Below are 23,909 nucleotides of genomic sequence, written 5' to 3'. Positions count from 1 at the left end.
ATACAGCTCAGCTAAGGTAAGGCTAATACAGATAAGGACTCCACTGAACCCCACCGATTAAATCGCACCTTCCTTAGTTAATAAGTATTTGTAATAGATGGCTGCCTCTGTTTCGTGAAAACGGATGTTTAAATCTGTGATTCAAACATATTCTTTTGAAAATAAACATGGCGTGTGACATACTGCCTGTATATCATGTTGTTGAATGAAGCAGAGGCATAAATCGTGGCTGCAAAAGACAGACTGCAAACCATTAAACAGATGGTAACGAATGAAAAGAAGGTTACCGTTACCCACCTTAGTATTCTTTTTCAGGTAACTGAGGAGACGATTCGTCGTGATTTAGAAAAGCTGGAAGCTGAAGGTATTATTACCCGGACATACGGCGGCGCAGTATTAAACAGTGCAAGCCTGGCGGATAGCGTTCATTTTTATAAACGGGCTAAATCTTTTTTTGAAGAAAAACAGGCGATAGCACTCAATGCATTACCCTTTATAAATAATAAAACTACTCTGGCGGCCGATTCCAGTACCACCGCTATGGAACTATTAAAACTGCTAAAAGAGCGAAAAGATCTCACTTTATTAACCAACTCGACGGAGGCCTTTCGTGAGCTGGCACAATCGGAGATCAATATTGTCTCGACCGGCGGAGAATTTAACAAAAATACGCTCTCGTTTCAGGGACGGATCACCAAAGAAATTATTGGCAAATACCATGTCGATATTATGGTTATGAGCTGTAAAGGGCTGGATATCGACAGCGGAGCGCTTGATTCCAATGAAGCCGAGGCGGATATCAAGAAAGTCATGATTCGGCAGGCGACGGAAGTTGCACTGCTGGTCGATCATTCCAAGTTCGATCGTAAAGCATTTGTGCAGTTAGTCGATTTTAGTCATATCAACTATATTATTACGGATAAAAAACCAGGCGCGCAGTGGGTCGACTTCTGCAAGCAAAATAATATTCAGCTTGTCTATTAATATAAGTAAACAGAGGGGCGTGACTGGCACTCTGTTTTTTGTATTGAATGCTCTCTGGCCTGGTGTAAATAATAAAATGATTCATGTGGATCACCTCGCTGATTTGCAGGATGTATCCTGCTTGCGACAATTTACCCTTTCACCAGGTATTATGTGAGGCATAGACAATGGAACATCATGACCCTATCGGTGCAAGACTGGATCGCTTGCCGCTTTCCTCTTTCCATTATCAGATATTTGGCACTATCGGTTTCAGTTTATTGATTACTGGATTTTTGAGTTATTCCGGTAACGTGGTGCTGGCAAAATTAATCAGTAATGGCTGGTCAAATAATTATCTTAATGCTGCCTTCACTTCGGCATTAATGTTGGGCTATTTTATTGGCTCTTTGCTGGGTGGTTTTGTCGGCGATTATTTAGGTCGGCGCAAAGCGTTTCGTCTTAATCTGCTGATTGTTGGTTTCTCGGCCACCGCTGCCTCTTTTTCTCCGGATATGTACTGGCTTATTTTTTTACGCTGTATGATGGGCATCGGCATGGGGGCGCTGATTATGATTGGCTATGCCTCTTTTACCGAATTTATTCCCCCTACGGTTCGCGGCAAATGGTCGGCGCGCCTCTCCTTTGTCGGCAACTGGTCACCGATGATCTCAGCGGCCATCGGAGTGGTGGTTATCTCGTTCTTTAGCTGGCGGGTGATGTTTCTGCTCGGCAGTATTGCGATGCTGTTTGCCTGGCTCTTATCCGGTAAATATTTCATTGAGTCACCGCGCTGGCTGGCGGGGAAGGGCAAAGAAGCCCACGCGCATCAAAGCCTTCTGGACATTGAGCAGCGTATAGCAAAAGAGAAAAAAATCGAATTTACCGAGGTGATACCGCTCGCCAGACCAACGACCAGGCGGGCGGAGAACAGCTGTTTCCTGCAACTTTTCCGCGGTGCAATGTTAAGGCGCCGCTGGTGGCAATGAATATCTCGCTTTACACCATCACGGTGTGGATCCCGACGATATTCGTCAACTCAGGGATCGATGTCGCGAAATCCATCATGATGACCGCCGTTATTATGGTCGGCGCGCCCGTCGGGATATTTATCGCCGCACTGGTGATTGATAAATTTCCGCGCAAATGGTTTGGCTCTGTCCTGCTGTTAATTGTGGCGCTACTGGGATACTGGTACTCGCTGCAAAAAGAGGAGTGGGCCATCCTGTCAATTGGGCTGGTGCTGATCTTCTTTCTCTACATGTATGTCTGCTTTGCATCGGCGGTGTACGTACCAGAACTGTGGCCAACGCATCTGCGCCTGCGAGGCTCCGGCTTCGTGAATGCGGTCGGGCGAATCGTCGCGGTGTTTACCCCGTATGGCGTGGCGGCACTGCTGACTCACTACGGCGCGTATGCGGTGTTTTCGGTATTGGGGGCGATGCTCTTTTGCTGTTCGCTGATCCTGTTCGTGTTCGGCATCGAAACGCGGATGGTGTCGCTGGAAGAGATTTCTGGCCTGTCCTGAAAACTGTCCGGCCGGATGGCCGGACCCGATAGTTACGCCTGGGTTTCCAGCCAGTCGGCCAGGGTATACAGGGTGGCACCTGCGCCAGCCATATCCATAAAGGCCTGGGCGCTGTCGCCCGCCTGGATATTGACCCCCCGGCAGCCGTCGGTAATCACGTTGACCTGATAACCCAGTTTCAGCGCATCCAGCACGGTGAATTTCACGCAGTAGTCGGTGGCAAGCCCGAGCACCGTCAGTTCAGCGATGGCGTGCGTGCGCAGCCAGGCGTCCAGCGCCGTCTTTTGCCGCTGACCGTTATCAAAAAAGGCGCTGTAGCTGTCAATTTCCGGGTTCTCGCCTTTATGAAACAACGCGCTAATCGCGGCCTGATTTAACAGCGGGTGCAACTGAGCCCCGGTGCTGTTCTGCACGCAGTGATCCGGCCAGAACGTTTGCGGCAGGCCGTCCAGCAGCCCCTGAGAAAAGGGCTCTACACCGTGCTGGCTGGCAAAACTACCATGATCTGCCGGGTGCCAGTCCTGACTTGCCAGTACGGCTTCGCCCCGGGCTTTACTCCAGTCAATCAGGGCGTTGGCCACATCCAGGGTACTGTCGCCTTCGGGCACCGCCAGTGCGCCACCGGCACAGAAATCGTTTTGCAGATCGACAAGTAATAACGCACGGTGTTTCATGGCCTCTCCTTATTCGTCCAGCGTCAGTTCACCACGCAGATTTTGCCCCATGGCAAGGCGGATAGCGGCAGCGTCCAGCTCCTGGCTCAACAGATAGTGCAGTTTCGTCAGCGTGGCCTCGACCGTCATGTCAGCGCCGCCAATTACCCCGGCATGAGCCAGTGCGTTGCCAGTGGCATAGCCGCCCATATTCACTTTGCCTGACATGCACTGCGTCAGGTTAACGACCACAATGCCACGATCGCTGGCTTCCTGTAACTCTTTAAGGAATTCGCCGTTTTGCGGCGCGTTGCCCACACCGTAGGAGCGCAGGATCAGCGCTTTAACCGGCTGGCGTAAGAAATTACGCACAACGTCGGCGGAAATCCCCGGATAGATGGTCACCACCCCAATGGGCTGTGGCGTAATAGGGTGAACCACTAATTCGCCCTGGCCCTGTGGCGCTGGCGGCGTATTCAGACGACGAATATGGATCCCGGCTTCCAGCAATGGCGCAAGGTTCGGAGAGGCAAAGGCGTCAAAACCATCAGCATGGGCTTTGGTGGTACGGTTGCCGCGATAGAGACGGTTATTAAAGAACAGCGTCACTTCGTTAATCGGGAAGTTTGCGGCCACATAAAGGGCGTTCAGCAGGTTAATCTGACCATCAGAGCGCAATTCCGCCAGGGGGATCTGCGATCCGGTAACAATAACCGGTTTGCTCAGATTATCGAGCATAAACGACAGCGCTGAAGCGGTGTACGCCATGGTGTCGGTGCCATGCAGGATCACAAAGCCGTCGTACTGGTCATAGTGGGCTTTAATATCATCAGCAATATGCTGCCAGTCTTCCGGCGTCATATCCGAGGAGTCCATCAACGGGTCATACTCGTGGATGGTGAAGTCGGGCATTTCCGGGCGATGGAATTCAGGCATTAACGCCAGCTGGCGTTGCAGATGGCCGGAAACCGGAACGTAACCGTGTTCAGAGCGTTGCATACCGATGGTACCGCCGGTGTAGGCAACATAAATTGATTTTTTTTGCATGGTAGAAGGCGCGTTATCACAAAGTGGGGGGAGTATATACGTAGTGAATATGAGTTGCAGCGAAAGAGATAAAGAAAAGGCGGAAGCTCTCGCCCCCGCCTGGGTTTTTCTCTGGATCTGCTGACTTAACGAATATTGGCGCAGGTCAGGCAAAGCGCATAACGGTTTTGCGGATCGTTAAACGTCGCCAGTTTGTCGGTTTCGGCTTTCACCTGCACCGCTGCATTAGCCAGCGGGGCGGGCAGATAAGCCTGTATTGCCTGCGGCAACATAGCGCGTACCGAGCCCGACATGCTGTCCATCAGACGATCAAAGAATGAAGGTTCGCTTTCGTACCAGTCCACATGCCACTGCTTCAGTTTCGCCAGCTCCGCCGCCTTGCTGATGGCATCATCAAAATCGCCTAAACCATCGACCAGACCGTTACTCTTCGCATCCTGACCGGTCCAGACATGGCCCTGGGCGATTTTGTCGATCTGCTCCGGGGTGCTGTTACGCGACTGGGCGACAAGGGTAATAAAGCGCTTGTAACCGTTATCGATGCTGATTTGCATCATCTGTTGCACTTCCGTTGGCAGCGCTTTGGTCATGCTGATATCGGCCAGCGGGGAAGTTGCCACGCCATCGGTATGCACGCCAATGGAATCAAGGCTGTTTTCCAGCGTGTTAATTACCCCAAAGATACCAATCGAGCCGGTGAGGGTGCTGGCGTTGGCAATGATGTAGTTGGCCGGGGTTGAGATCCAGTAGCCACCTGAGGCCGCCATGCCGCCCATGGAAACCACCACCGGTTTGCCTGCGGCACGGGCTGCGGCCAGTTCAGCACGGATCACTTCCGAGGCGCTGACGCTACCGCCAGGGCTGTTAACCCGCAGGACAATGGCTTTGACTTTCGGGTCCAGGCGGGCATCGCGGATCTGCGAGGCGGTGGTATCGCCCCCGACATTCCCCGGCGTTTCCTGGCCGTCCATAATTGCGCCGTTAGCGAAGATAACCGCCACGGTATCGCCGATATCACTCGCCGGTTTCAACTGATAATCGTAATAGCTGATGGCGCGGAAATGTTTGTCCACATCATCCCAGCCAAACTCTTTGGTCAGCGCTTTTTCCGCATCGGCGCTGGAGCCTAATGTGTCCACCAGTTTGTTATCCAGCGCATATTGCGCGGTATCCCCATCTACCTTCCGCAGGCCATCCAGCACGCCCTGCGCGCCAGGGAAGATCTGCGCCGCCGTCACCTGCCGATTGGCGGCGATGGTATTGAGATAGTTTTGCCACAGTTCGCCAATCCAGCGGCTGTCGGCCTCACGAGCGGCAGGGGACATATCATCACGAATAAAAGGCTCAACCGCCGATTTATAAGTGCCGACCCGGAACACATGGGTGGTCACTTTCAGCTTATCCAGCAGCGTCTTGTAATAAAGCCCGTTGGTGGCAAAGCCGTGCAGATCCACAACCCCTTGCGGCGACAGCCAGATTTTGTTGGCGAAGCTGGCGAGGTAGTACTGACTCTGACTGTAGTTATCGCCAACGGCGTACACCGGCTTGCCGCTGTCGCGGAACTCGCGCAGCGCTTTGCCAATGTACTGCATGGACGGTTGATCCGCCCCGGCAAAGTTTTTCAGATCCAGCACAATACCGGTGATATTGCGGTCGGCCTGCGCCTGACGAATGGTATCGACGATATCGAACAGCGAGTTTTCCTGTAGACGGTCGGAACTTGCGCCGAAGAATTGCCGTCCCAGCGCACCCAGACGATTGCTGGCTGTCGGTTTGTCCACCACCACTCCGGTGATGTCCATGAGCAATGCGCCGCGACTGCTGTGTTCGGTTTTGCTGTCACTCAACTGCGTCCACACGCCCACAACAACCAGCAGCAGCAGGATAAAGACGATGTTGAATACCAGATTGCGGATGAAATTCAGCAATCTCCAGGTCCACTTAAAAAAACTGGCAATAATGTGCCAAAGGGTTCGCATGCATTCTCCCTGATAAGTAATGTCTCCCGCAGCCCTGAGCGGGTAGTCTGGTTATCCTAATTACCCTGCAGGCTAAAGTCAGCAGGAATCGCCGTCGGCGCTGTAACAAATTCTTTGCGCGTGTTAATTTTAGGAACAAATTTCAATACAGGAGTTTAACTAATGGATGCACTTGAACTGCTCGTCAACCGCCGTAGCGCTTCCCGGTTGGCTGAGCCTGCCCCGGCTGGCGAACATCTGGAAAATATTCTGCGCGCCGGGATGCGGGCGCCGGATCATGGCACTCTGCAACCCTGGCAATTTTTCCTGATTGAAGGCGAAGGGCGTGAGCGTTTCAGTCAAACACTGGAAAGCGCTGCTCTGGTGGCCGGTTTTGATGAGAAGGCCCAGGAAAAATCACGCACGTCGCCGTTTCGCGCCCCCTTAATTATTGCGGTGGTGGCAAAGTGCGAAGCGAACCACAAGGTGCCGGAATGGGAGCAACTGCTCTCGGCGGGCTGTGCGGTAATGGCGATGCAGATGGCCGCGCAGGCTCAGGGCTTTAACGGTATCTGGCGTACAGGGCCGCTTACCGACAGCCCGGTAGTGCGCGAAGCCTTTGAATGCGGAACAACAGATAAAATCGTCGGCTTCATCTATCTCGGCACTCCACAGCTGAAAGCCTCCACCACCGTCAGCGTGCCGGACACCGCGCCCTTCGTTCGTTATTTCTGATAGCCCGCCTGTAATACTGTCTGGATTGTGAGCGAATCGCTGCAATTCGGACAGTCTCGCTTATCACATCGCGCTTTGAGCGTTACCATAGCCGGATTGTCCTGACAGGAGATGTCCATGAACGAAAACGGTATTCGTCTGACCCAGTACAGCCACGGAGCGGGTTGTGGTTGTAAAATTTCCCCCAAAGTGCTCGACACCATTCTCCACAGCGAGCAGGCGAAGTTTCTCGACCCGAACCTGCTGGTGGGGAATGAAACCCGCGATGACGCGGCGGTCTACGATCTGGGCAACGGTACGTGCATTATCAGCACCACCGACTTTTTTATGCCGATTGTCGACAACCCGTTCGATTTTGGACGCATTGCGGCGACGAATGCCATCAGTGATATTTTTGCCATGGGCGGCAAACCCATTATGGCGATTGCGATCCTTGGCTGGCCGCTTGATAAACTGGCGCCTGAAATCGCCCGTGAGGTGATTGACGGTGGCCGTGATGCCTGCCGGAGAGCCGGCATTGCGCTGGCGGGTGGGCACTCCATCGACGCCCCGGAACCCATTTTTGGCCTTGCCGTGACTGGGGTTGTGCCTACCGACCGCGTGAAGAAAAACAGTACCGCCGAGGCGGGCTGTAAACTGTTCCTCAGCAAACCGCTGGGCATTGGCGTGCTCACTACAGCGGAGAAAAAATCGCTGTTAAAGCCAGAGCATCAGGGGCTTGCCACCGAAGTGATGTGCCAGATGAACCTGGCAGGCTCTGCGTTTGCGGGTATTGAAGGGGTAAAAGCGATGACCGATGTCACCGGTTTTGGCCTGCTCGGTCACCTCAGTGAAATGTGCCAGGGCGCGGGCGTTCAGGCGCAGGTCTGGTATCAGGAGGTGCCGAAATTGCCGGGGGTGGAAGAGTATATTGCGCTCGGCGCGGTACCCGGCGGCACTCAGCGTAACTTTGCCAGCTACGGCCATCTGATGGGCGAGATGACTATAGCTATGCGGGCGCTGCTCTGCGATCCGCAAACCTCTGGTGGCCTGTTGCTGGCGGTCACGCCCGAGGCGGAAAGCGACGTCTGTCGTACTGCTGCGGAGTTGGGTATCACGCTCACGGCCGTGGGTGAACTGGTCAGCGCCCGTGCGGGACGTCCAATGATTGAGATCCGTTAAGTCGATGCGGTTGTTTATTGCAGAAAAACCAAGCCTTGGACGCGCCATCGCCGATGTGCTTCCCAAACCTCATCGCAAAGGCGACGGCTATATTGAATGCGGCAACGGGCAAGTGGTCACCTGGTGTATCGGTCACTTGCTTGAGCAGGCGCAACCGGACACCTATGACAGCCGCTACGCGCGCTGGAATCTGGCCGATTTGCCGATCGTCCCTGAGAAGTGGCGACTTCAGCCGCGCCCCTCGGTCGTTAAGCAGATCAACGTTATTAAGCGTCTGCTGACCGAGGCCAGTGAAGTGGTACACGCGGGTGACCCGGACAGGGAAGGGCAACTGCTGGTCGACGAAGTGATTGATTACCTTGAACTGCCTGCGGATAAGCGCCAGCAGGTTCAGCGTTGCCTGATAAACGATCTTAATCCTCAGGCCGTTGAACGGGCGATTTCCCGGCTGCGGTCTAACAGCGAGTTCGTCCCCTTGTGCGTCTCGGCGCTGGCGCGTGCCCGTGCCGACTGGTTGTACGGCATCAATATGACCCGGGCCTATACGATCCTTGGCCGCAATGCGGGTTATCAGGGCGTGTTGTCCGTCGGACGGGTACAAACGCCGTTGCTGGGGCTGGTGGTGCGCCGCGACGAAGAGATTGAAAACTTTGTGGCGAAAGATTTCTTTGAGGTCAAAGCCCATATCCTGACTCCTGCCGGCGAACGCTTTACCGCGCTCTGGCAACCGAGTGAAGCCTGTGAGCCCTACCAGGATGAAGAAGGGCGCTTGTTGCATCGGCCCCTTGCTGACCACGTGGTGAACCGCATTGCTGGCCAGCCTGCAATAGTCACCGGTTATAACGATAAACGGGAATCAGAATCCGCACCGCTGCCATTTTCACTGTCGGCACTGCAGATTGAAGCCGCCAAACGCTTCGGACTGAGTGCGCAGAACGTACTGGATATCTGCCAGAAGCTCTACGAAACCCACAAGCTTATCACCTATCCGCGTTCTGATTGCCGCTATCTGCCGGAAGAACACTACGCCGGGCGCCATGCGGTGATGAATGCCATCGGCGTGCATGCGCAGGGGCTGCTCCCTCAGCCGGTGGTGGATCCTGATTTGCGCAACCGCAGCTGGGACGACAAAAAGGTGGATGCTCACCATGCCATTATCCCGACGGCACGAGCCTCGAAGGTCAATCTGACCCACAGTGAAGCGGATGTTTATACCCTGATCGCCCGTCAGTATTTACTCCAGTTTTGTCCGGACGCCGTGTTCCGCAAATGCCAGATTGATCTGGATATTGCCAATGGCAAGTTTATCGCCAAAGCCCGGTTCCTCGCGGAGGCGGGCTGGCGCGCGTTGCTCGGCGGCAAAGAGCGCGATGAGGAAAATGACGGCACACTGTTGCCGGTGGTTGCCAAAGGCGACGAACTCCTCTGTGAGAAGGGTGAAGTGGTGGAGCGACAAACCCAGCCGCCGCGTCACTTCACCGATGCCACCCTGCTCTCGGCGATGACCGGCATCGCTCGTTTTGTGCAGGATAAAGATCTGAAGAAAATTTTGCGCGCAACGGACGGGCTGGGAACCGAAGCGACGCGTGCCGGGATCATCGAACTGCTGTTCCGGCGCAGTTTTCTCACCAAGAAAGGGCGTTATATTCTTTCGACCGAGGCCGGTAGGGCGCTTATCCACTCATTGCCTGAAATGGCAGGCAGACCTGATATGACGGCGCACTGGGAATCGATGCTGACCCAAATTAGCGAAAAGCAGTGTCGCTATCAGGACTTTATGCAGCCGCTGGTTGGCACATTGCACGAGTTGATCCAGCAGGCGCGTAATACACCGGTTCAACGTTTCAGGGGGATTACTGCGCCCGCAGGCAGCAAGAAAAAAGCCGCCAGCAAGCGCAGCGGACGGAAACCGCGGGCTGATGATGCGCAAGCGCCGTCGGCGGCTTCCTGAGCGGTTTGTTGCGTTGGTTTCCGTGAATTTGCCCAAAGATGGCGTAAATTTGCCCAATTCGCAGGAAGACGTGATCCTGTCGTCTTCCTGTCATAGATAAACAGGATTATGATGCGCGCGAACACAGACCATTGAGTAGCAGGACTGGAAAATGAGCGAGCAAAAAGCAGTAGAAAATACCGTAGTACAGATCCCCACGACGTTGCGCAACAAACGCGTAAATCAAAATGACAAGTTGTTCAACGAGCTCACCGCAGATGAGCAAATCGCTATCATTCTTAAGCGTCACCGGGAAATCGTATCGTCACTCGTGGCAAATGCCTGAGAAATGAAATGGCCCGCCAGAGCGGACCACCAACAGCAGAGCCGGGAAGCGTAAAGCCGCCCGGCTGTATTTTTTAGATAAGGCCCTGACCAATCATGGCGTCGGCCACTTTCACAAAGCCCGCAATGTTGGCGCCCTGGACGTAGTTTGTCTGCTCCGCTTCACCTCCGTACTCCACACACGACTGATGAATATCCAGCATAATGTGGTGCAGACGGGCATCCACTTTCTCCGCTTTCCAGCCCAGACGCGCGGCGTTTTGCGCCATTTCCAGACCCGAAGTAGCAACGCCACCGGCGTTTGCGGCTTTGCCAGGTGCAAACAGCACGCCCGCCTGCAGGAACAGATCCGTGGCGGCAATGGTCGTCGGCATGTTTGCCCCTTCTGCGACGGCTTTCACGCCGTTAGCAATCAGGGTACGGGCGGCATCGGTATCCAGCTCATTTTGTGTGGCGCATGGCAGCGCTACGTCGACAGGAACGGACCACGGTTGCTGGCCTTCAAGGTATTGCAGACCAAATTCACGGGCATAATCAGCCACCCGGCCATGCTGCTGCTCTTTGATTTCAATCAGGCGCGCCAGTTTTTGCTGCGTGAAGCCTGCTTCATCGACCACGGTGCCATTGGAATCCGAGGCGGTAACCACGCGAGCTCCAAGCGCCATCGCTTTTTCGATGGCGTATTGCGCAACGTTACCGGACCCCGATACCGCGACGCGTAACCCTTCCAGATCCTGCCCGTGGCGTTTTAACATGGCCTGCACGAAGTAGACCAGACCATAACCAGTGGCTTCGGGGCGAATAAGGCTACCGCCAAACGACAGCCCTTTGCCGGTAAACACACAGGCATTGTTATTGGAGAGTTTTTTCATCATCCCGGCCATAAAGCCGACTTCACGCGCTCCCACGCCCATATCCCCGGCAGGGACATCGGTATCCGGCCCCAGATGGCGGTACAGCTCGCTTATCAGGGACTGACAAAAACGCATCACTTCGGCGTCACTTTTCCCTTTGGGATCGAAATCGCTGCCGCCTTTACCACCGCCCATTGGCAGAGTGGTCAGGGCATTTTTGAACGTCTGCTCAAAACCCAGGAACTTCAGGATAGACAGATTGACCGACGGATGAAAACGCATACCGCCTTTATAAGGGCCAATAGCCGAGCTGAACTGCACGCGCCATGCGCGGTTAACCTGCACCTGATTCTTATCATCAACCCACACCACGCGGAACTGGATCACCCGCTCCGGCTCCACCAGCCTTTCAAGCAGTGATAACTGACGATAACGGGGGTTTTGTTCGAGGAATGGCCACAAGGTGGTCATAACTTCACGGACGGCCTGGGCGAATTCGGGCTGGTGCGGATCGCGCTTTTGAACATGCGAAAGGAATGATTCAAGAGTGCATGTCTGTTCCATAGATATAAGAGCCTCTTATGATGCGTGTTGGGTTTATGTTTTTATGGCAGCTAAAAAATCAGCGGTTTTTGACTATAACACCTGCAATGTGACGTATAGCAAGCAAAAATCCTTAAGCGACGTGAAATTAATAATTAACTCCCGGTCATAAAAAAAACCGATGACATAAGAAAGTGCAGTACATAGAGGGAGATCCGTTATAGTAATGAAAGGATTAATTCAGGAACAAAATGTCATGAAGCGTTTGCAATGGGTGATGGTCGGTTTACTGATGGTGGCATCGGCAGGCGTACAGGCTAATCGGCAGATTTCGCCGGATGTGCAGGTGAATGTCCCCGCTGAAGTGTTTAGTTCCGGCGGGCAGCAAACCGCGCCGTCGTGCAACCAGTGCTGTATATATGAGGGACGGAACTATTCAGAAGGCGCGGTCGTTAAAATGGAAGGTGTGTTGCTGCAATGCGGGCGTGATGAACGCACTATTTCGACTCATCCGCTTGCCTGGCGGCGTATAAAACCTTAAACGCCTCCAGCAGCGGAATATCTGCTGGCGCCAGCGGCCAGTGGTGTGCTTCATAGGGGGAACACCAGACCAGCGCGGCGTGGTGATGACGGGTGAGGGTGCCGGTGAACGCGGGCACATGCCAGCCATGCAGGTGAATGATGCGGCCTGACACTTCGCGCTGGTGGCTGGCGACATACTCGCCGGGCAAGGCCTCGATTCCCAGCTCTTCGCGCAATTCGCGGATCAGCGCCTGCGGCTGGCTCTCACCATTTTCCACCTTACCGCCGGCAAATTCCCATAAACCTAGCTGGTCGCCCTGCTGCGGGCGCTGTGCGAGCAAAATCTTGCCGTTACGTTCAATAATGGCGGCGACAACATCAATACTATTTTGCATCATTACCTGTTTCCTGACTCCACTCGAACCAGCCGCCATCATAAACCGCAATCTGCGGCCAGCCCATCGCTCTGGCAGACATAAATGCCAGCGCCGCCCGCCAGCCCGTACCACAGTAAAAAGCAATCTGCTGGTCGGGAGTAATACCCCCGGCCTGCCACATTGCACCGATCAATTCTGCGCTGCGCACGGTGCCATCCGGATTAAGATAGTCTTCCATGCCGTCTTTGCCTTCACCTGCATGTCCCCAGCGGGCACCCGGGATATCGCCTGCGGCCTGAATGTAGGTGTAACCGCTGGTCTTGCCCGTATGTTCCTGCCAGCTGCGCACGCTGACCAGCGAGGCGTCCTGACGCTGTAACAGTCGCCGGGCCTGTAGCTTGTCGCACTTCAGGTGCGGTCTTACGGGGATCGACAGACCAAAGTCGGTTTCAGGACGCGGGTTTAAACCCTCATCGCCGATGTGCAGCGGCAGATCCTGCGCGCCCCAGTCACCTTCCAGCAGACGCACGTCCGCCACTCCCGCGTAAAGCATCACCCAGGCGACTCTGGCTGCCGTCACAGGATTGCGGCTGTAGAGGAGCAGCGTCGTGTCATGGCGGATTCGGTGGCGGGCCAGCATGGCAGCCAGCCCGGCATCAGGAAGCACATTCCACAATGGAAGGCTCTCGACTTCACGGGTGTCCAGGTAACGGGCGCCGGGTATATGGCCCTGGCGATACGCGGCCAGTTCGTCACAGCCCACCTCAATGACCTGCCACTCCCCGGCGGGGGGATGGCTGACAGCCTTGCCCTGCAAAAGGTCATGCAGCCAGAGTGGGTAAACGCGATGCCAGTAAGCCGCCAGTGATACAAGGCGTGAGGGGATCTTCAGCGCGTCGCTCAGACAGGCCACTTCGCCCAGGCCCAGACGCTGCAAACGCATACTGACGTTCGCCACGGCCAGGGCGTCACCGTACAGCCCGATGGGCGTGTTTGCGCTAATGGCTTGCGCGTGAGTCCAGTTGTGAAGTGCCGGATCATCCATTTTCTTCAGCCAGCCGGCGGCGAGGTGGCGAGCAGCAGGTTCATGCCCGGAGGTGCCCGTCAGCGGATACGGCCAGCCGTTATAAAATGCACTGTCCCGGGTATCAATAAGAATACCGTGGCATTGCTGGAGCTGCTCTAAGCTTAGGGATTGCGCCATCGTTATCAGGCCCGGAATGAGGCGGAAGTCAGCAGCCCGCCGCCAGCAGGAGGTTGGTCGGATTACTCCAGGTTAAATGTCGCCCATACCGGCGCATGGTCGGAGGGTTTTTCCATCCCACGGATCGCATAATCAATACCGGTTGCCACGCAGCGTTCAGCCAGCGGCGCACTGGCCAGCAGCAGGTCAATACGCAGGCCCCGGTTATCGTCAAACCCTTTTGAACGATAGTCAAACCACGAGAAATGTTCATTGTCCTGCGGGTTTGCCGCCCGCCAGGTGTCCACCAGACCCCAGTTAATCAGGCGGTTCATCCATTCACGCTCTTCTGGCAGGAACGAACATTTTCCGGTGCGCAGCCAGCGTTTGCGGCTGTCTTCGCCGATGCCGATATCCAGATCGCTGGGGCTGATATTGACATCACCCATGATAATCACCGGATTCTCTTTCTTCAGCTCTTGCTCAATGTAGTGTTGCAGATCCTGGTAAAACTTCTCTTTGGCCGGGAATTTCACCGGGTGATCGCGGCTTTCCCCCTGGGGGAAGTAGCCGTTAATCACCGTGATATTGCCCAGAGGGGACGGGATCTCCGCCATAATAATGCGGCGCTGCGCTTCTTCGCCATCGTCCGGAAACCCGCGACGAACTGACACCGGCGTCGCTTTGGTTAACAGCGCCACGCCGTAGTGGCCTTTCTGCCCGTGGTAGAAAACGTTATAGCCAAGCTTTGCCACCTCTTCGAGCGGGAACATATCGTCGTGGACTTTCGTCTCCTGCAAGCCAATGACATCAGGCTGATGCTGCTCGACAATCGCTTCCAGTTGATGAGGTCGGGCTCGCAGGCCGTTGATATTAAAAGAGACAAATTTCATAGTCGCCGCCAGAATGCTGAGGAAATGTGGCAGGGATGTTAGCAGAAAAGGGGGAAGAATGCCTACGGCAGGAACACCGCAGAGCTCAAATGACGATCGGTGCCGTTTTCGCTGCCTGCATCCTGAACGCCAGCGCCCTCTTATGGTGCGACATGCCCCAAAATACGGCGCTACTCCTGAATAAATTTCGCAGACGATCACAGATCCAGAATTATATTTTATCAATGCATAATCTTTCTTTTTTATCCCGCCTGTAATCACTTCCTTACTAATATTATTCACTTTTTATGCATTTAATGTGAATAGAGATAGGTTTTAAGTTATTGATATTTCGTACCCGCTCCCCGTTTATGCAGTTTTCCGGCTGGCTGGCATGCCCTGTGCAATATACATTTACAGCGTGGTTACTCATATTTATTAACAAATATTCAACCAATCATTTACCGGAAGAGGTCGCTATGTCTCAGTCAATTACGCGTGAAAATTTTAATGAATGGATGATACCTGTTTACGCGCCAGCGCCTTTTATTCCGGTCCGTGGCGAAGGCTCACGGTTGTGGGACCAGCAGGGCAGGGAGTACATCGATTTTGTGGGCGGGATTGCGGTCAACGCCCTTGGGCATGCGCACCCGGCTTTATGCAGAACACTGAGTGAGCAGGCGTCCCGCTTCTGGCATACCGGTAACGGCTATACCAATGAGCCGGTGCTGCGGCTGGCCAAAAGGTTAATTGACGCGACCTTCGCTGACCGCGTTTTCTTCTGCAACTCAGGCGCTGAGGCGAACGAGGCCGCGCTCAAGCTGGCGCGTAAATATGCCCATGACCATTTTGGCGGGCAAAAGAGTGGCATTGTGGCGTTTAAAAATGCGTTTCACGGTCGCACGCTGTTTACCGTCAGTGCCGGAGGGCAACCGGCTTATTCCCAGGATTTTGCGCCGCTGCCGCCGGATATTCAGCATGCGCAATATAACGATTTGGCCTCTGCCAGCGCGCTTATTAATGACAACACCAGTGCGGTGATTGTCGAACCCATTCAGGGCGAAGGCGGCGTCGTTCCGGCGAGCAAAGCTTTCTTGCAGGGGCTGCGCGAATTATGTGACAAACACAATGCCGTGCTTATTTTTGACGAGGTGCAGACCGGCGTTGGCCGTACCGGCGAACTCTATGCCTATATGCATTACGGCGTAACGCCTGATGTGTTGAGCACGGCGAAAGCGCTGGGGGGCGGTTTCCCGGTGGCGGCTATCTTAGCTCGTGAAAAATTCGCCAGCGTGTTGATGGTAGGCACGCACGGCACCACCTGGGGCGGCAATCCGCTGGCATCGGCTGTGGCGGGCGCGGTGCTCGATATCGTCAACACCCGCGAAACGCTGGACGGCGTTAAGCAGCGTCATCAATGGTTCGCCGAGCAACTCCAGGCCATAAATGCGCGTCTTAATCTGTTTAGCGAGATCCGTGGACTCGGTTTATTGATCGGTTGCGAACTGAAGTCTGACTATGCCGGTAAGGCCAAACAGATCTCGCAGCTGGCGGCGGCGGAAGGGGTAATGGTGCTGATTGCCGGTGCCAGTGTTATACGTTTTGCCCCGGCGCTCAATATTACTCAGGATGAAGTGTCGCGCGGGCTGGCGCGGTTTGCGACTGCATGTGAGACCTTTCTTGCGGGGTGTGCATCATGATGGTTATTCGCCCGGTTGAACGCAGCGATCTGCCCGCACTGATGGCACTCGCCGGAAAAACCGGCGGCGGCCTGACTTCACTCCCGGTGGACGAAGCTACCCTCGGCGCGCGCATTGAGCGGGCCATAAAGACATGGAACGGCGAACTGCCGGAAAGCGAACAGGGTTATGTCTTTGTGCTTGAGGCCAGCGAGACGGGCGAGGTTGCGGGGATCTGCGCCATCGAAGTCGCGGTGGGGCTTAACGATCCCTGGTACAACTATCGCGTCGGTACCCTGGTACATGCTTCGAAGGAACTGAATGTCTATAACGCGCTGCCGACCTTGTTTCTCAGCAATGACCATACCGGCAGCAGTGAACTGTGTACTCTGTTTCTCGATCCGGCCTGGCGCAAAGAGGGCAATGGCTACCTGCTGTCGAAATCTCGCTTTCTGTTTATGGCGGCATTTCGTGAGCGTTTTAATGAGAAAGTGGTTGCGGAGATGCGCGGAGTCATTGACGAGACCGGTTATTCTCCCTTCTGGGACAGACTGGGTAAGCGTTTTTTCTCGATGGAATTTAGCCGGGCGGATTATCTGTGCGGGACCGGGCAAAAGGCTTTTATCGCCGAACTGATGCCCAAGCATCCTATTTATACCGATTTTCTCTCCCCTGAAGCGCAGGCGGTGATTGGGGTCGTGCATCCGCAAACGGCTCCTGCACGCGCGGTACTGGAAAAAGAGGGTTTTCGCTACTGTAATTACGTCGACATCTTTGATGGCGGTCCAACCCTTGAGTGCGATATCGATCGCGTGCGCGCGATCCGTAAAAGCCGGCTTGTCGAGGTGGTGGAAGGGCAGAGCGCGCCGGGCGAGTGGCCAGCCTGCATTGTTGCTAATGAGCAATATCACCAGTTCAGAGCCATGCTTATTAATGTGGATCCGAATACCGAACGGCTGGTGTTAAGCGCGGCACAATGTGATGCGCTCAAATGCAATCCAGGTGACAGCGTGCGTCTGGTTCGTCTGTGTGCTGAGGAGAAAAAATAATGAGTCAATGGATTAAGGGTGAATGGGTTGTGGGGCAGGGTGCGCGCCGTGTCAAAACTAACCCGGTCAGTAATGAAACCTTATGGCAGGGCAATGATGCCAGCAGCGCCCAGGTTGAACAGGCTTTGCTGGCGGCACGAAGCTCATTTGTGCAATGGGCCAGGCAAGACTTTAGCCAGCGTCAGCGGATCGTGGAAAAATTCGCCGCCTTGCTTGAGACTAACAAAGCGTCACTGGCGGAAGTGATCGCCCGCGAAACCGGTAAGCCGCGCTGGGAAGCGGCGAAGGAAGTGACGGCGATGATTAACAAAGCGACCATTTCGCTCAAGGCGTATCACGCGCGTACCGGGGTTGCCCATACCGAGATGCCGGATGGCGCCGCCACCCTGCGTCATCGCCCCCACGGCGTGCTGGCCGTATTTGGCCCTTATAATTTTCCCGGACACTTGCCGAATGGGCACATTATTCCGGCGCTGCTGGCGGGCAATACGCTGATTTTCAAACCCAGCGAGTTAACGCCCTGGACCGGGGAGACGGTGGTGAAATATTGGGAGCAGGCCGGTTTACCTCCAGGGGTGCTGAACCTGGTGCAGGGAGGGCGTGAAACCGGGCAGGCGCTGAGCGCGCTCAGCGGCATTGACGGTCTGCTGTTTACCGGAAGCGCCAGTACGGGTTATCAACTGCACAAACAGCTTGCCGGGCAGCCAGAGAAAATTCTGGCGCTGGAGATGGGCGGTAATAACGCGCTTATCGTGGATGAGCCGACAGACATTGATGCCGCAGTCCATTTGACCGTCCAGTCGGCGTTTATCACCGCCGGGCAGCGCTGTACCTGCGCCCGACGCCTGCTGGTTAAACGAGGCGAGGTTGGCGATGCCTTTCTTGCGCGCCTGTCCTCGGTTGCCGCAAAACTCATTCCCGGCAACTGGAATGCAGAGCCACAGCCGTTTTTGGGCGGGCTTATCTCCGTCCAGGCGGCGTTACAGGTTTATCAGGCCTGGCAAACACACGTTGGCCGCGGGGGAAAAACCTTGCTTGAACCGCGTTTGTTGCAGGCCGGAACATCGCTGTTAAGCCCTGGAATAATAGAAATGACCGGGGTGGACAATGTGCCCGATGAAGAGGTGTTTGGCCCGTTGCTATGTGTCTGGCGCTATGATGATTTTGACGAAGCGATTTCCCTTGCCAACAACACCCGCTATGGCCTGGCCTGCGGGCTTATCTCCGCGGATCGTCAGCATTTTGAACAATTGCTGCTGGACGCGCGCGCAGGGATCGTGAACTGGAATAAACCGCTGACCGGCGCGGCCAGTACGGCACCCTTTGGCGGTGTCGGGGCATCCGGTAATCATCGCCCCAGCGCCTGGTATGCCGCCGATTATTGCGCCTGGCCGATGGCAAGCCTTGAAACAGCGGAACTGGCATTACCTTCCACGCTGAGTCCGGGACTCGATTTTAGCCAGGAGAACAGCCGATGAAAGCGCGGGAAGTCAATTTTGATGGTATTGTTGGCCCAACGCACCACTATGCCGGGCTGTCATTTGGGAATGAAGCCTCGACCCGACACCGGGATCAAGTGTCGAATCCGCGGCTGGCGGCGAAGCAAGGACTGCTAAAGATGAAGGCGCTGGCGGATGCCGGTTTTCCTCAGGCGATTCTCCCGCCGCAGGAGCGTCCGCATGTTGCGCTGTTGCGCCAGCTTGGATTTAGCGGCAGTGATGAGCAGGTGGTGGAGAAAGCGGCAATGCAATCTCCGCATCTGCTGTCGGCGGTAAGCTCTGCTTCGTCGATGTGGGTGGCCAACGCCGCGACGGTGTGCCCCTCCGCCGATGCCCTTGACGGCAAAGTGCATTTTACGGTGGCAAACCTGAACAATAAGTTTCACCGCGCCATCGAAGCCCCGACCACGGAAGCCGTGCTACGGTCAATTTTCCGTGATGAGCAGTACTTTGCCGTTCACACCGCGCTGCCGCAGGTGGCGATGTTCGGCGATGAAGGGGCCGCGAATCATAACCGCTTTGGCGGTGAGTACGGTGAGCCAGGGGTACAGATGTTCATCTATGGGCGCGAAGAGGGCGGCAGCAGCGCACCGGGGCGTTATCCTGCGCGTCAGACCTTAGAGGCCAGCCAGGCGGTCGCCCGGCTCAATCAGGTGTGTCCCCGTCAGGTGGTGTTTGCCCAGCAAAATCCGGCAGTCATCGACCAGGGCGTGTTCCATAATGATGTTATTGCCGTCTCTAACCGGCAGGTGCTTTTCTGCCACCAAAGGGCCTTTGTTCAGCAGCCAGGCCTGCTGGCAAACCTGCGGGCCAGGGTGCCTGGATTTATGGCGCTGGAAGTGCCCGAGAATGAAGTCTCTGTTGCTGATGCGGTAGAGACTTATCTGTTTAACAGCCAGTTGTTGAGCCGCGAAGATGGCAGCATGGTGCTGGTTCTGCCGCAGGAATCCCGTGAGCATCCTGGGGTCTGGCGTTATCTGAACAAACTGCTGGCGCAGGACAATCCCATCAGTGAGCTGAAGGTGTTTGATCTGCGTGAGAGCATGTCGAATGGCGGTGGACCGGCCTGCTTACGTCTGCGGGTCGTGCTCAGTGAAGCAGAGCAACGCGGGCTCAACCCGGCGGTGCTGATGAATGATGGTTTGTTTCATGCACTTGAGAACTGGATTGATCGTTATTACCGCGACAAGTTGCATCAGGCCGATCTTGCTGATCCGCTCCTGTTAAGAGAGAGTCGGGAAGCCTTAGATTCATTGACGCAACTTTTGCGCCTGGGGTCCGTTTATCCCTTCCAGCAGTAACAGGAGGTCGTATGGATAATTTTCTCGCGATAACGCTGTCAGGTGAGATGCCACGCAAAATGGTGGGTGAAGCGGCAGGTATTCACTGGCTCTGGCACGAGCAGGGGATCCTTGAGCTTATCCCCCCAGAGCCCAGCCGACGGGCGTTGGTTATCTCCTGCGCCATTCACGGAAATGAAACGGCCCCGGTGGAAATCGTGGAGGAGCTGCTGGCGAATCTGCTCAACGGTACACTCAGGCTGAGCTGGCGCTTACTGGTGATAATTGGTAATCCACAGGCGCTGGGGCAGAATAAACGTTATCTGCACAGCGATCTCAACCGGATGTTTGGCGGCCGCTGGCAGCAGTTTACCGCCAGCGATGAAACCATCCGTGCGGCCCAACTGGAACGCGCCGTCACCCATTTTTTCCATGAGGATGATGAGCTGCGCTGGCACCTGGATATGCATACCGCAATTCGCGGTTCGTTCCATGTGCGCTTTGGCGTTCTTCCGGCGCGCAATGAACCCTGGGATGAAATATTTCTTAAATGGCTGGGGGATGCCGGACTGGAGGCACTGGTGTTTCATCAGGCGCCGGCAGGCACCTTCACCCACTACAGCTGCGAGCATTTCGACGCCCTGGCCTGCACGCTTGAGCTGGGAAAGGCGTTGCCGTTTGGTGAGAATGATTTAGGCCAGTTTTCCCGTACCGCCTGGGCGCTGGCCGCGTTACTGGCGGGTGATGCGGTGCCCGAGAGCGACACCGCGCCGATACGCTACCGTGTTGTGCAGCAACTGACCCGGCACAGTGACGAGTTCGTGCTTTACCTGCCATCCACGACCCTGAACTTCACCCCTTTTACCCAGGGGACGCTACTGGCGGAAGACAAGGGGGAGCGTTATGTCGTGCAGCGGGAACAGGAATATATTTTGTTCCCTAACCCGGATGTTGCCGTTGGGCTGCGAGCCGGATTATTGCTGGAGCGTATTAACTAATCCATAGCCCCGCTAAATACGGGGCTTAATTATTATCATGATTTATTACGGATTAATCCTGATTAACTTGTTTATTATTGCGCGTTGTTGTTTTACAATCTCCACTATTCCTATAAAAATCAGTTCATTGAATATTTATTTATCCACTCTCCACCGTTTCTCCTTATTTCCTCCGTAATTGCTGTAAAAACGTTTTTTACACTTTCATTGTTTTACCGATGCTCTGATTAATTGACGATAAAGCCGCTAAAGTGAATATCGTCAACACGGCAAATGCCGCAAGAAAACATGAAAGTAAGGAATTATATTATGCGTAAACTGACTGCCCTGTTTGTAGCTTCTACCCTGGCCCTTGGCGCGGCTAATCTGGCCCATGCTGCTGATACCACTGCCGCACCTGCCGATGGCAAACCAGCAATGCACCACAAAGGCCCAAAAGGCCCGCAGCATGACATGATGTTCAAAGGCCTGAATCTGACAGATGCGCAGAAACAGCAAATTCGCGACATTCGAAAAGAGCAGTTCAAAGATATGCAGCAGGAACGCCGCGACATGCATGCGTTGATTGCCAGCGATACCTTCGACAAAGCGAAGGCTGAAGCGCAAATCGCCAAAATGGACGAGCAGCGTAAGACGCACATGCTGGCGCATATGGAAACCCAGAATAAGATTTACAACATCTTAACAGCGGAACAGAAAAAGCAATTTAATGCTAATTTTGAGAAGCATCTGACAGAACGTCCGGCCCCGGAAGGTAAAATGCCTGCACCTGCTGAGTAATTCAGCCACCCTGTCAAGACCGCCGGATCTGTCCATAGCACGTGTTAACGTTGTGGGCAGGTCCGGCGGTTTTTTTCTTTCTTCCCCCCCTTGTCAGCCGCCCGCAGCACGGTATTCTCGTTGAGCCAGCCTTTAGCGAAATGTATCCATAATTCGCAATGTTAATATTTCTTACCTGTCGTTTTGCGACATGATTAAGGCGATCCCTTTTCTCTGCCGATAAGGTCCTTATGGCAGAGGCAATAATAAACAATACGCTGCCTCCAGAAGCAGCGGCACGGACACCGGGCTGCGCCTTTCAGGAGTGATGATGGAATTTTTTGATATCCGTAAAATGCCGGTTAATCTTTGGCGAAATGGTGCGGGGGAAACCCGGGAAATTTGTTGTTTCCCGGAGGCAACAAGGGAGTTTAGCTGGCGTGCAAGCATTGTCTCGCTGGCCAGTAATGGTGAGTTTCCACAATTCCCCGGAGTGGACAGGGTGATGCTCTTGCTTGAAGGTGGGGAAATGACGCTGGATGGGGCGGCTGCGTTTCGCCATACCCTGAAGCGCTTTCAGCCATTTACCTTCGTCGGTGAACAGCACGTTAAAGCGCAACTGCACGATGGTCAGATGTCGATGGCGTTCAACATCATGACCCGGCGCGATCATTGCTATGCAAATGTGCGCATTGCCGATCGTACCTTTACCACCTTAGGTGCGCGCGGCGGCGTGGTATTTGTGCTGAGCGGGGCGTGGCAACTGGGGGATAAATTACTGACGGCCGACCAAGGCGCATGCTGGGATGAAGGGCGGCATACGCTGCGTCTGCTCAAATCCGAGGGGCAGCTTTTGTTCAGTGAAATTAACTGGTTGCCAGGGTACTGATGGTGGTTAAAACGAGGCGGCTTGCGCCGCCTGAAATAGTTACTGTTTTTTCCAGAAATCATCGAAAACGGTGACAGGCGGGCGACGTTTGTGCTCGGTCTTCAGATACCAGCCTTCAATGATGTGGGCTGTTCCGGCATCCAGCGTTTTGCCTTCCAGATAATCATCAATGTTTTCATAGGTTACACCCAGCGCGGCTTCGTCAGGCAGAAAAGGCCTGTCGTCTTCAAGGTCTGCTGTCGGTGCCTTTTTATACAGATGCTCCGGGCAACCTAATAAGGCCAGACACTGCTTACCCTGACGTTTATTAAGACGGAAAATAGGGTTGATATCGGTGCCGCCATCGCCGTACTTGGTGAAAAAGCCCGTGACAGCTTCTGCCGCATGGTCAGTGCCAACCACAACGCCTTTGGTCATTCCGGCGATGCTGTACTGCGCTTTCATACGTTCACGCGCTTTCTCGTTGCCGCGAATGAAATCACTCAACTCGATACCCGCATCACGCAGAGCCTGCTCGCTGGCAAGCACCGCGCCTTTAATATTGACGGTCAGTACGCGGTCCGGCTGAATAAATCCAATCGCATCCTGGCAGTCCTGCTCATCGGCCTGTTTGCCGTAGGGCAGGCGCACGGCAATAAACTGGTAGCTGCTGTCGCCGGTCTCTTCCCGTAATTCGCTGATGGCCGTCTGGCAAAGCTTACCGGTCAGGGTCGAATCCTGTCCGCCGCTGATCCCTAATACCAGCGATTTTAAAAAGGAATGGGTTTGAAGATAGGTTTTCAGAAAATCGACACTACGGCGAACTTCGTCATTCGCGTTAATGTCCGGCTTGACGCCCAGCGCCTGAATAATCTCTTGTTGCAGAGTCATTTAACCCTCCGGAAGTGAACCCGCATAGCGGGATGCAATATGGTGATGGGATCAAATTAACCCTTACGCAGTAAAACGACAAGGATCACGGTTTTGAGTGATGTAAATTACAGCATTTTAGTTGTTTATTGGTGTTTTGTTAGGGAAGGTGCGATTTAATCGTCAGTTATGAGAACATAAGGCTTTCTTTGCCATAGATTTTTCACGATGCCCGC

The 23,909-nt window shown here is 54.5% G+C and carries 21 protein-coding genes and 1 pseudogene; 14 read left to right on the top strand and 8 right to left on the bottom strand.

Annotation, left to right across the window (positions count from 1 at the left end; translation table 11 throughout):
* The first annotated feature begins 225 nt into the window (after nt 1-225).
* Nucleotides 226-984, top strand: a complete 759-nt coding sequence (locus ACSZO4_RS16435) for a DeoR/GlpR family DNA-binding transcription regulator (RefSeq protein ID WP_437890097.1) — start codon at nt 226-228, stop codon at nt 982-984.
* Nucleotides 985-1,151: 167 nt separating this feature from the next.
* Nucleotides 1,152-2,491: pseudogene (locus ACSZO4_RS16430) on the top strand (MFS transporter).
* Nucleotides 2,492-2,523: 32 nt separating this feature from the next.
* On the opposite strand, the gene pncA reads toward ACSZO4_RS16430, so the two are convergent.
* From pncA to sppA, 3 genes are all read right to left on the bottom strand, one after another.
* A complete protein-coding gene (pncA, locus tag ACSZO4_RS16425; RefSeq protein WP_437890096.1) occupies nt 2,524-3,165 on the bottom strand; it encodes a bifunctional nicotinamidase/pyrazinamidase in 642 nt (213 codons plus the stop codon).
* Between the two features lie 9 nt (nt 3,166-3,174).
* Nucleotides 3,175-4,191 (bottom strand): asparaginase, encoded by a 1,017-nt coding sequence (gene ansA / locus ACSZO4_RS16420; RefSeq protein ID WP_437890095.1) that lies wholly within the window; start codon nt 4,189-4,191, stop codon nt 3,175-3,177.
* A 125-nt stretch (nt 4,192-4,316) separates the two neighbouring features.
* Nucleotides 4,317-6,170 carry a signal peptide peptidase SppA gene (gene sppA / locus ACSZO4_RS16415; RefSeq protein WP_437890094.1) on the bottom strand — a complete coding sequence of 618 codons (1,854 nt, stop codon included), beginning with the start codon at nt 6,168-6,170 and terminating at the stop codon, nt 4,317-4,319.
* A gap of 162 nt (nt 6,171-6,332) precedes the next feature.
* On the opposite strand from sppA, the gene ACSZO4_RS16410 reads away from it, so the two are divergent.
* The 4 genes from ACSZO4_RS16410 (at nt 6,333) to ACSZO4_RS16395 (ending at nt 10,321) form a co-directional block, all read left to right on the top strand.
* On the top strand, nt 6,333-6,884 hold the full coding sequence (locus ACSZO4_RS16410) for an NAD(P)H nitroreductase (RefSeq protein ID WP_437890093.1): 552 nt from the start codon (nt 6,333-6,335) through the stop codon (nt 6,882-6,884).
* A 117-nt stretch (nt 6,885-7,001) separates the two neighbouring features.
* Nucleotides 7,002-8,045, top strand: a complete 1,044-nt coding sequence (gene selD, locus ACSZO4_RS16405) for a selenide, water dikinase SelD (protein ID WP_437890092.1) — start codon at nt 7,002-7,004, stop codon at nt 8,043-8,045.
* A gap of 4 nt (nt 8,046-8,049) precedes the next feature.
* Nucleotides 8,050-9,996 carry a DNA topoisomerase III gene (locus ACSZO4_RS16400; RefSeq protein WP_437890100.1) on the top strand — a complete coding sequence of 649 codons (1,947 nt, stop codon included), beginning with the start codon at nt 8,050-8,052 and terminating at the stop codon, nt 9,994-9,996.
* Nucleotides 9,997-10,147: 151 nt separating this feature from the next.
* Entirely contained in the window at nt 10,148-10,321 is a 174-nt protein-coding gene (locus ACSZO4_RS16395) for a hypothetical protein (protein WP_437890091.1), read from the top strand.
* Nucleotides 10,322-10,394: 73 nt separating this feature from the next.
* Here ACSZO4_RS16395 and gdhA read toward each other — a convergent pair whose 3' ends face one another.
* On the bottom strand, nt 10,395-11,738 hold the full coding sequence (gdhA, locus tag ACSZO4_RS16390; RefSeq protein WP_437890090.1) for an NADP-specific glutamate dehydrogenase: 1,344 nt from the start codon (nt 11,736-11,738) through the stop codon (nt 10,395-10,397).
* A 235-nt stretch (nt 11,739-11,973) separates the two neighbouring features.
* Between gdhA and ACSZO4_RS16385 the strand changes: the two genes are divergently transcribed.
* Complete coding sequence (locus tag ACSZO4_RS16385; protein WP_437890089.1) at nt 11,974-12,258, top strand: DUF1496 domain-containing protein; 285 nt, start codon at nt 11,974-11,976, stop codon at nt 12,256-12,258.
* Here the strand turns inward: ACSZO4_RS16385 and ACSZO4_RS16380 are convergent.
* The 3 genes from ACSZO4_RS16380 to xthA form a co-directional block, all read right to left on the bottom strand.
* The gene (locus ACSZO4_RS16380; protein WP_437890099.1) at nt 12,215-12,634 is read right to left on the bottom strand and encodes a pyrimidine (deoxy)nucleoside triphosphate diphosphatase; all 420 of its coding nucleotides are present in this window, start codon (nt 12,632-12,634) and stop codon (nt 12,215-12,217) included. The two genes, ACSZO4_RS16385 and ACSZO4_RS16380, sit on opposite strands and share 44 nt — an antisense overlap.
* A complete protein-coding gene (locus tag ACSZO4_RS16375; RefSeq protein ID WP_437890088.1) occupies nt 12,624-13,820 on the bottom strand; it encodes a sulfurtransferase in 1,197 nt (398 codons plus the stop codon). The genes ACSZO4_RS16380 and ACSZO4_RS16375 overlap by 11 nt, the downstream gene beginning before the upstream one ends.
* A gap of 62 nt (nt 13,821-13,882) precedes the next feature.
* Nucleotides 13,883-14,692, bottom strand: coding sequence for an exodeoxyribonuclease III (gene xthA / locus ACSZO4_RS16370; protein ID WP_437890087.1), 810 nt, complete (start codon nt 14,690-14,692; stop codon nt 13,883-13,885).
* A 458-nt stretch (nt 14,693-15,150) separates the two neighbouring features.
* On the opposite strand from xthA, the gene astC reads away from it, so the two are divergent.
* From astC to ves, 7 genes are all read left to right on the top strand, one after another.
* Nucleotides 15,151-16,371 carry a succinylornithine/acetylornithine transaminase gene (gene astC / locus ACSZO4_RS16365; RefSeq protein WP_437890086.1) on the top strand — a complete coding sequence of 407 codons (1,221 nt, stop codon included), beginning with the start codon at nt 15,151-15,153 and terminating at the stop codon, nt 16,369-16,371.
* Nucleotides 16,368-17,399: an arginine N-succinyltransferase gene (gene astA / locus ACSZO4_RS16360; RefSeq protein WP_437890085.1), complete on the top strand. Its 1,032-nt coding sequence runs from the start codon at nt 16,368-16,370 to the stop codon at nt 17,397-17,399. The genes astC and astA overlap by 4 nt, the downstream gene beginning before the upstream one ends.
* Nucleotides 17,399-18,877, top strand: a complete 1,479-nt coding sequence (astD, locus tag ACSZO4_RS16355) for a succinylglutamate-semialdehyde dehydrogenase (protein WP_437890084.1) — start codon at nt 17,399-17,401, stop codon at nt 18,875-18,877. Before astA ends, astD begins: the two co-directional genes overlap by 1 nt.
* Nucleotides 18,874-20,199, top strand: coding sequence for an N-succinylarginine dihydrolase (gene astB, locus ACSZO4_RS16350; protein ID WP_437890083.1), 1,326 nt, complete (start codon nt 18,874-18,876; stop codon nt 20,197-20,199). Before astD ends, astB begins: the two co-directional genes overlap by 4 nt.
* An 11-nt stretch (nt 20,200-20,210) precedes the next feature.
* Nucleotides 20,211-21,176, top strand: coding sequence for a succinylglutamate desuccinylase (astE, locus tag ACSZO4_RS16345; protein ID WP_437890082.1), 966 nt, complete (start codon nt 20,211-20,213; stop codon nt 21,174-21,176).
* Nucleotides 21,177-21,485: 309 nt separating this feature from the next.
* Nucleotides 21,486-21,956, top strand: coding sequence for an ATP-independent periplasmic protein-refolding chaperone Spy (gene spy / locus ACSZO4_RS16340; RefSeq protein WP_437890081.1), 471 nt, complete (start codon nt 21,486-21,488; stop codon nt 21,954-21,956).
* 310 nt (nt 21,957-22,266) lie between these two features.
* The gene (ves, locus tag ACSZO4_RS16335) at nt 22,267-22,824 is read left to right on the top strand and encodes an environmental stress-induced protein Ves (protein WP_437890098.1); all 558 of its coding nucleotides are present in this window, start codon (nt 22,267-22,269) and stop codon (nt 22,822-22,824) included.
* A 39-nt stretch (nt 22,825-22,863) separates the two neighbouring features.
* Here ves and nadE read toward each other — a convergent pair whose 3' ends face one another.
* Nucleotides 22,864-23,694, bottom strand: a complete 831-nt coding sequence (nadE, locus tag ACSZO4_RS16330; protein ID WP_437890080.1) for an ammonia-dependent NAD(+) synthetase — start codon at nt 23,692-23,694, stop codon at nt 22,864-22,866.
* Nucleotides 23,695-23,909 lie beyond the last annotated feature (215 nt).

It is taken from the genome of Phytobacter sp. V91 (genome assembly GCF_965644225.1).
Lineage (GTDB): Bacteria > Pseudomonadota > Gammaproteobacteria > Enterobacterales > Enterobacteriaceae > CBFFRJ01.
This window is presented reverse-complemented; position numbering and strand designations above follow the sequence as displayed.

Bases quoted from the DNA above. Each gene is read 5' to 3' on its own strand.
- pncA (WP_437890096.1), bottom strand. From the start codon at position 3,165: ATGAAACACCGTGCGTTATTACTTGTCGATCTGCAAAACGATTTCTGT.
- ansA (WP_437890095.1), bottom strand. From the start codon at position 4,191: ATGCAAAAAAAATCAATTTATGTTGCCTACACCGGCGGTACCATCGGT.
- sppA (WP_437890094.1), bottom strand. From the start codon at position 6,170: ATGCGAACCCTTTGGCACATTATTGCCAGTTTTTTTAAGTGGACCTGG.
- ACSZO4_RS16410 (WP_437890093.1), top strand. From the start codon at position 6,333: ATGGATGCACTTGAACTGCTCGTCAACCGCCGTAGCGCTTCCCGGTTG.
- selD (WP_437890092.1), top strand. From the start codon at position 7,002: ATGAACGAAAACGGTATTCGTCTGACCCAGTACAGCCACGGAGCGGGT.
- ACSZO4_RS16400 (WP_437890100.1), top strand. From the start codon at position 8,050: ATGCGGTTGTTTATTGCAGAAAAACCAAGCCTTGGACGCGCCATCGCC.
- ACSZO4_RS16395 (WP_437890091.1), top strand. From the start codon at position 10,148: ATGAGCGAGCAAAAAGCAGTAGAAAATACCGTAGTACAGATCCCCACG.
- gdhA (WP_437890090.1), bottom strand. From the start codon at position 11,738: ATGGAACAGACATGCACTCTTGAATCATTCCTTTCGCATGTTCAAAAG.
- ACSZO4_RS16385 (WP_437890089.1), top strand. From the start codon at position 11,974: ATGAAGCGTTTGCAATGGGTGATGGTCGGTTTACTGATGGTGGCATCG.
- ACSZO4_RS16380 (WP_437890099.1), bottom strand. From the start codon at position 12,634: ATGCAAAATAGTATTGATGTTGTCGCCGCCATTATTGAACGTAACGGC.
- ACSZO4_RS16375 (WP_437890088.1), bottom strand. From the start codon at position 13,820: ATGGCGCAATCCCTAAGCTTAGAGCAGCTCCAGCAATGCCACGGTATT.
- xthA (WP_437890087.1), bottom strand. From the start codon at position 14,692: ATGAAATTTGTCTCTTTTAATATCAACGGCCTGCGAGCCCGACCTCAT.
- astC (WP_437890086.1), top strand. From the start codon at position 15,151: ATGTCTCAGTCAATTACGCGTGAAAATTTTAATGAATGGATGATACCT.
- astA (WP_437890085.1), top strand. From the start codon at position 16,368: ATGATGGTTATTCGCCCGGTTGAACGCAGCGATCTGCCCGCACTGATG.
- astD (WP_437890084.1), top strand. From the start codon at position 17,399: ATGAGTCAATGGATTAAGGGTGAATGGGTTGTGGGGCAGGGTGCGCGC.
- astB (WP_437890083.1), top strand. From the start codon at position 18,874: ATGAAAGCGCGGGAAGTCAATTTTGATGGTATTGTTGGCCCAACGCAC.
- astE (WP_437890082.1), top strand. From the start codon at position 20,211: ATGGATAATTTTCTCGCGATAACGCTGTCAGGTGAGATGCCACGCAAA.
- spy (WP_437890081.1), top strand. From the start codon at position 21,486: ATGCGTAAACTGACTGCCCTGTTTGTAGCTTCTACCCTGGCCCTTGGC.
- ves (WP_437890098.1), top strand. From the start codon at position 22,267: ATGGAATTTTTTGATATCCGTAAAATGCCGGTTAATCTTTGGCGAAAT.
- nadE (WP_437890080.1), bottom strand. From the start codon at position 23,694: ATGACTCTGCAACAAGAGATTATTCAGGCGCTGGGCGTCAAGCCGGAC.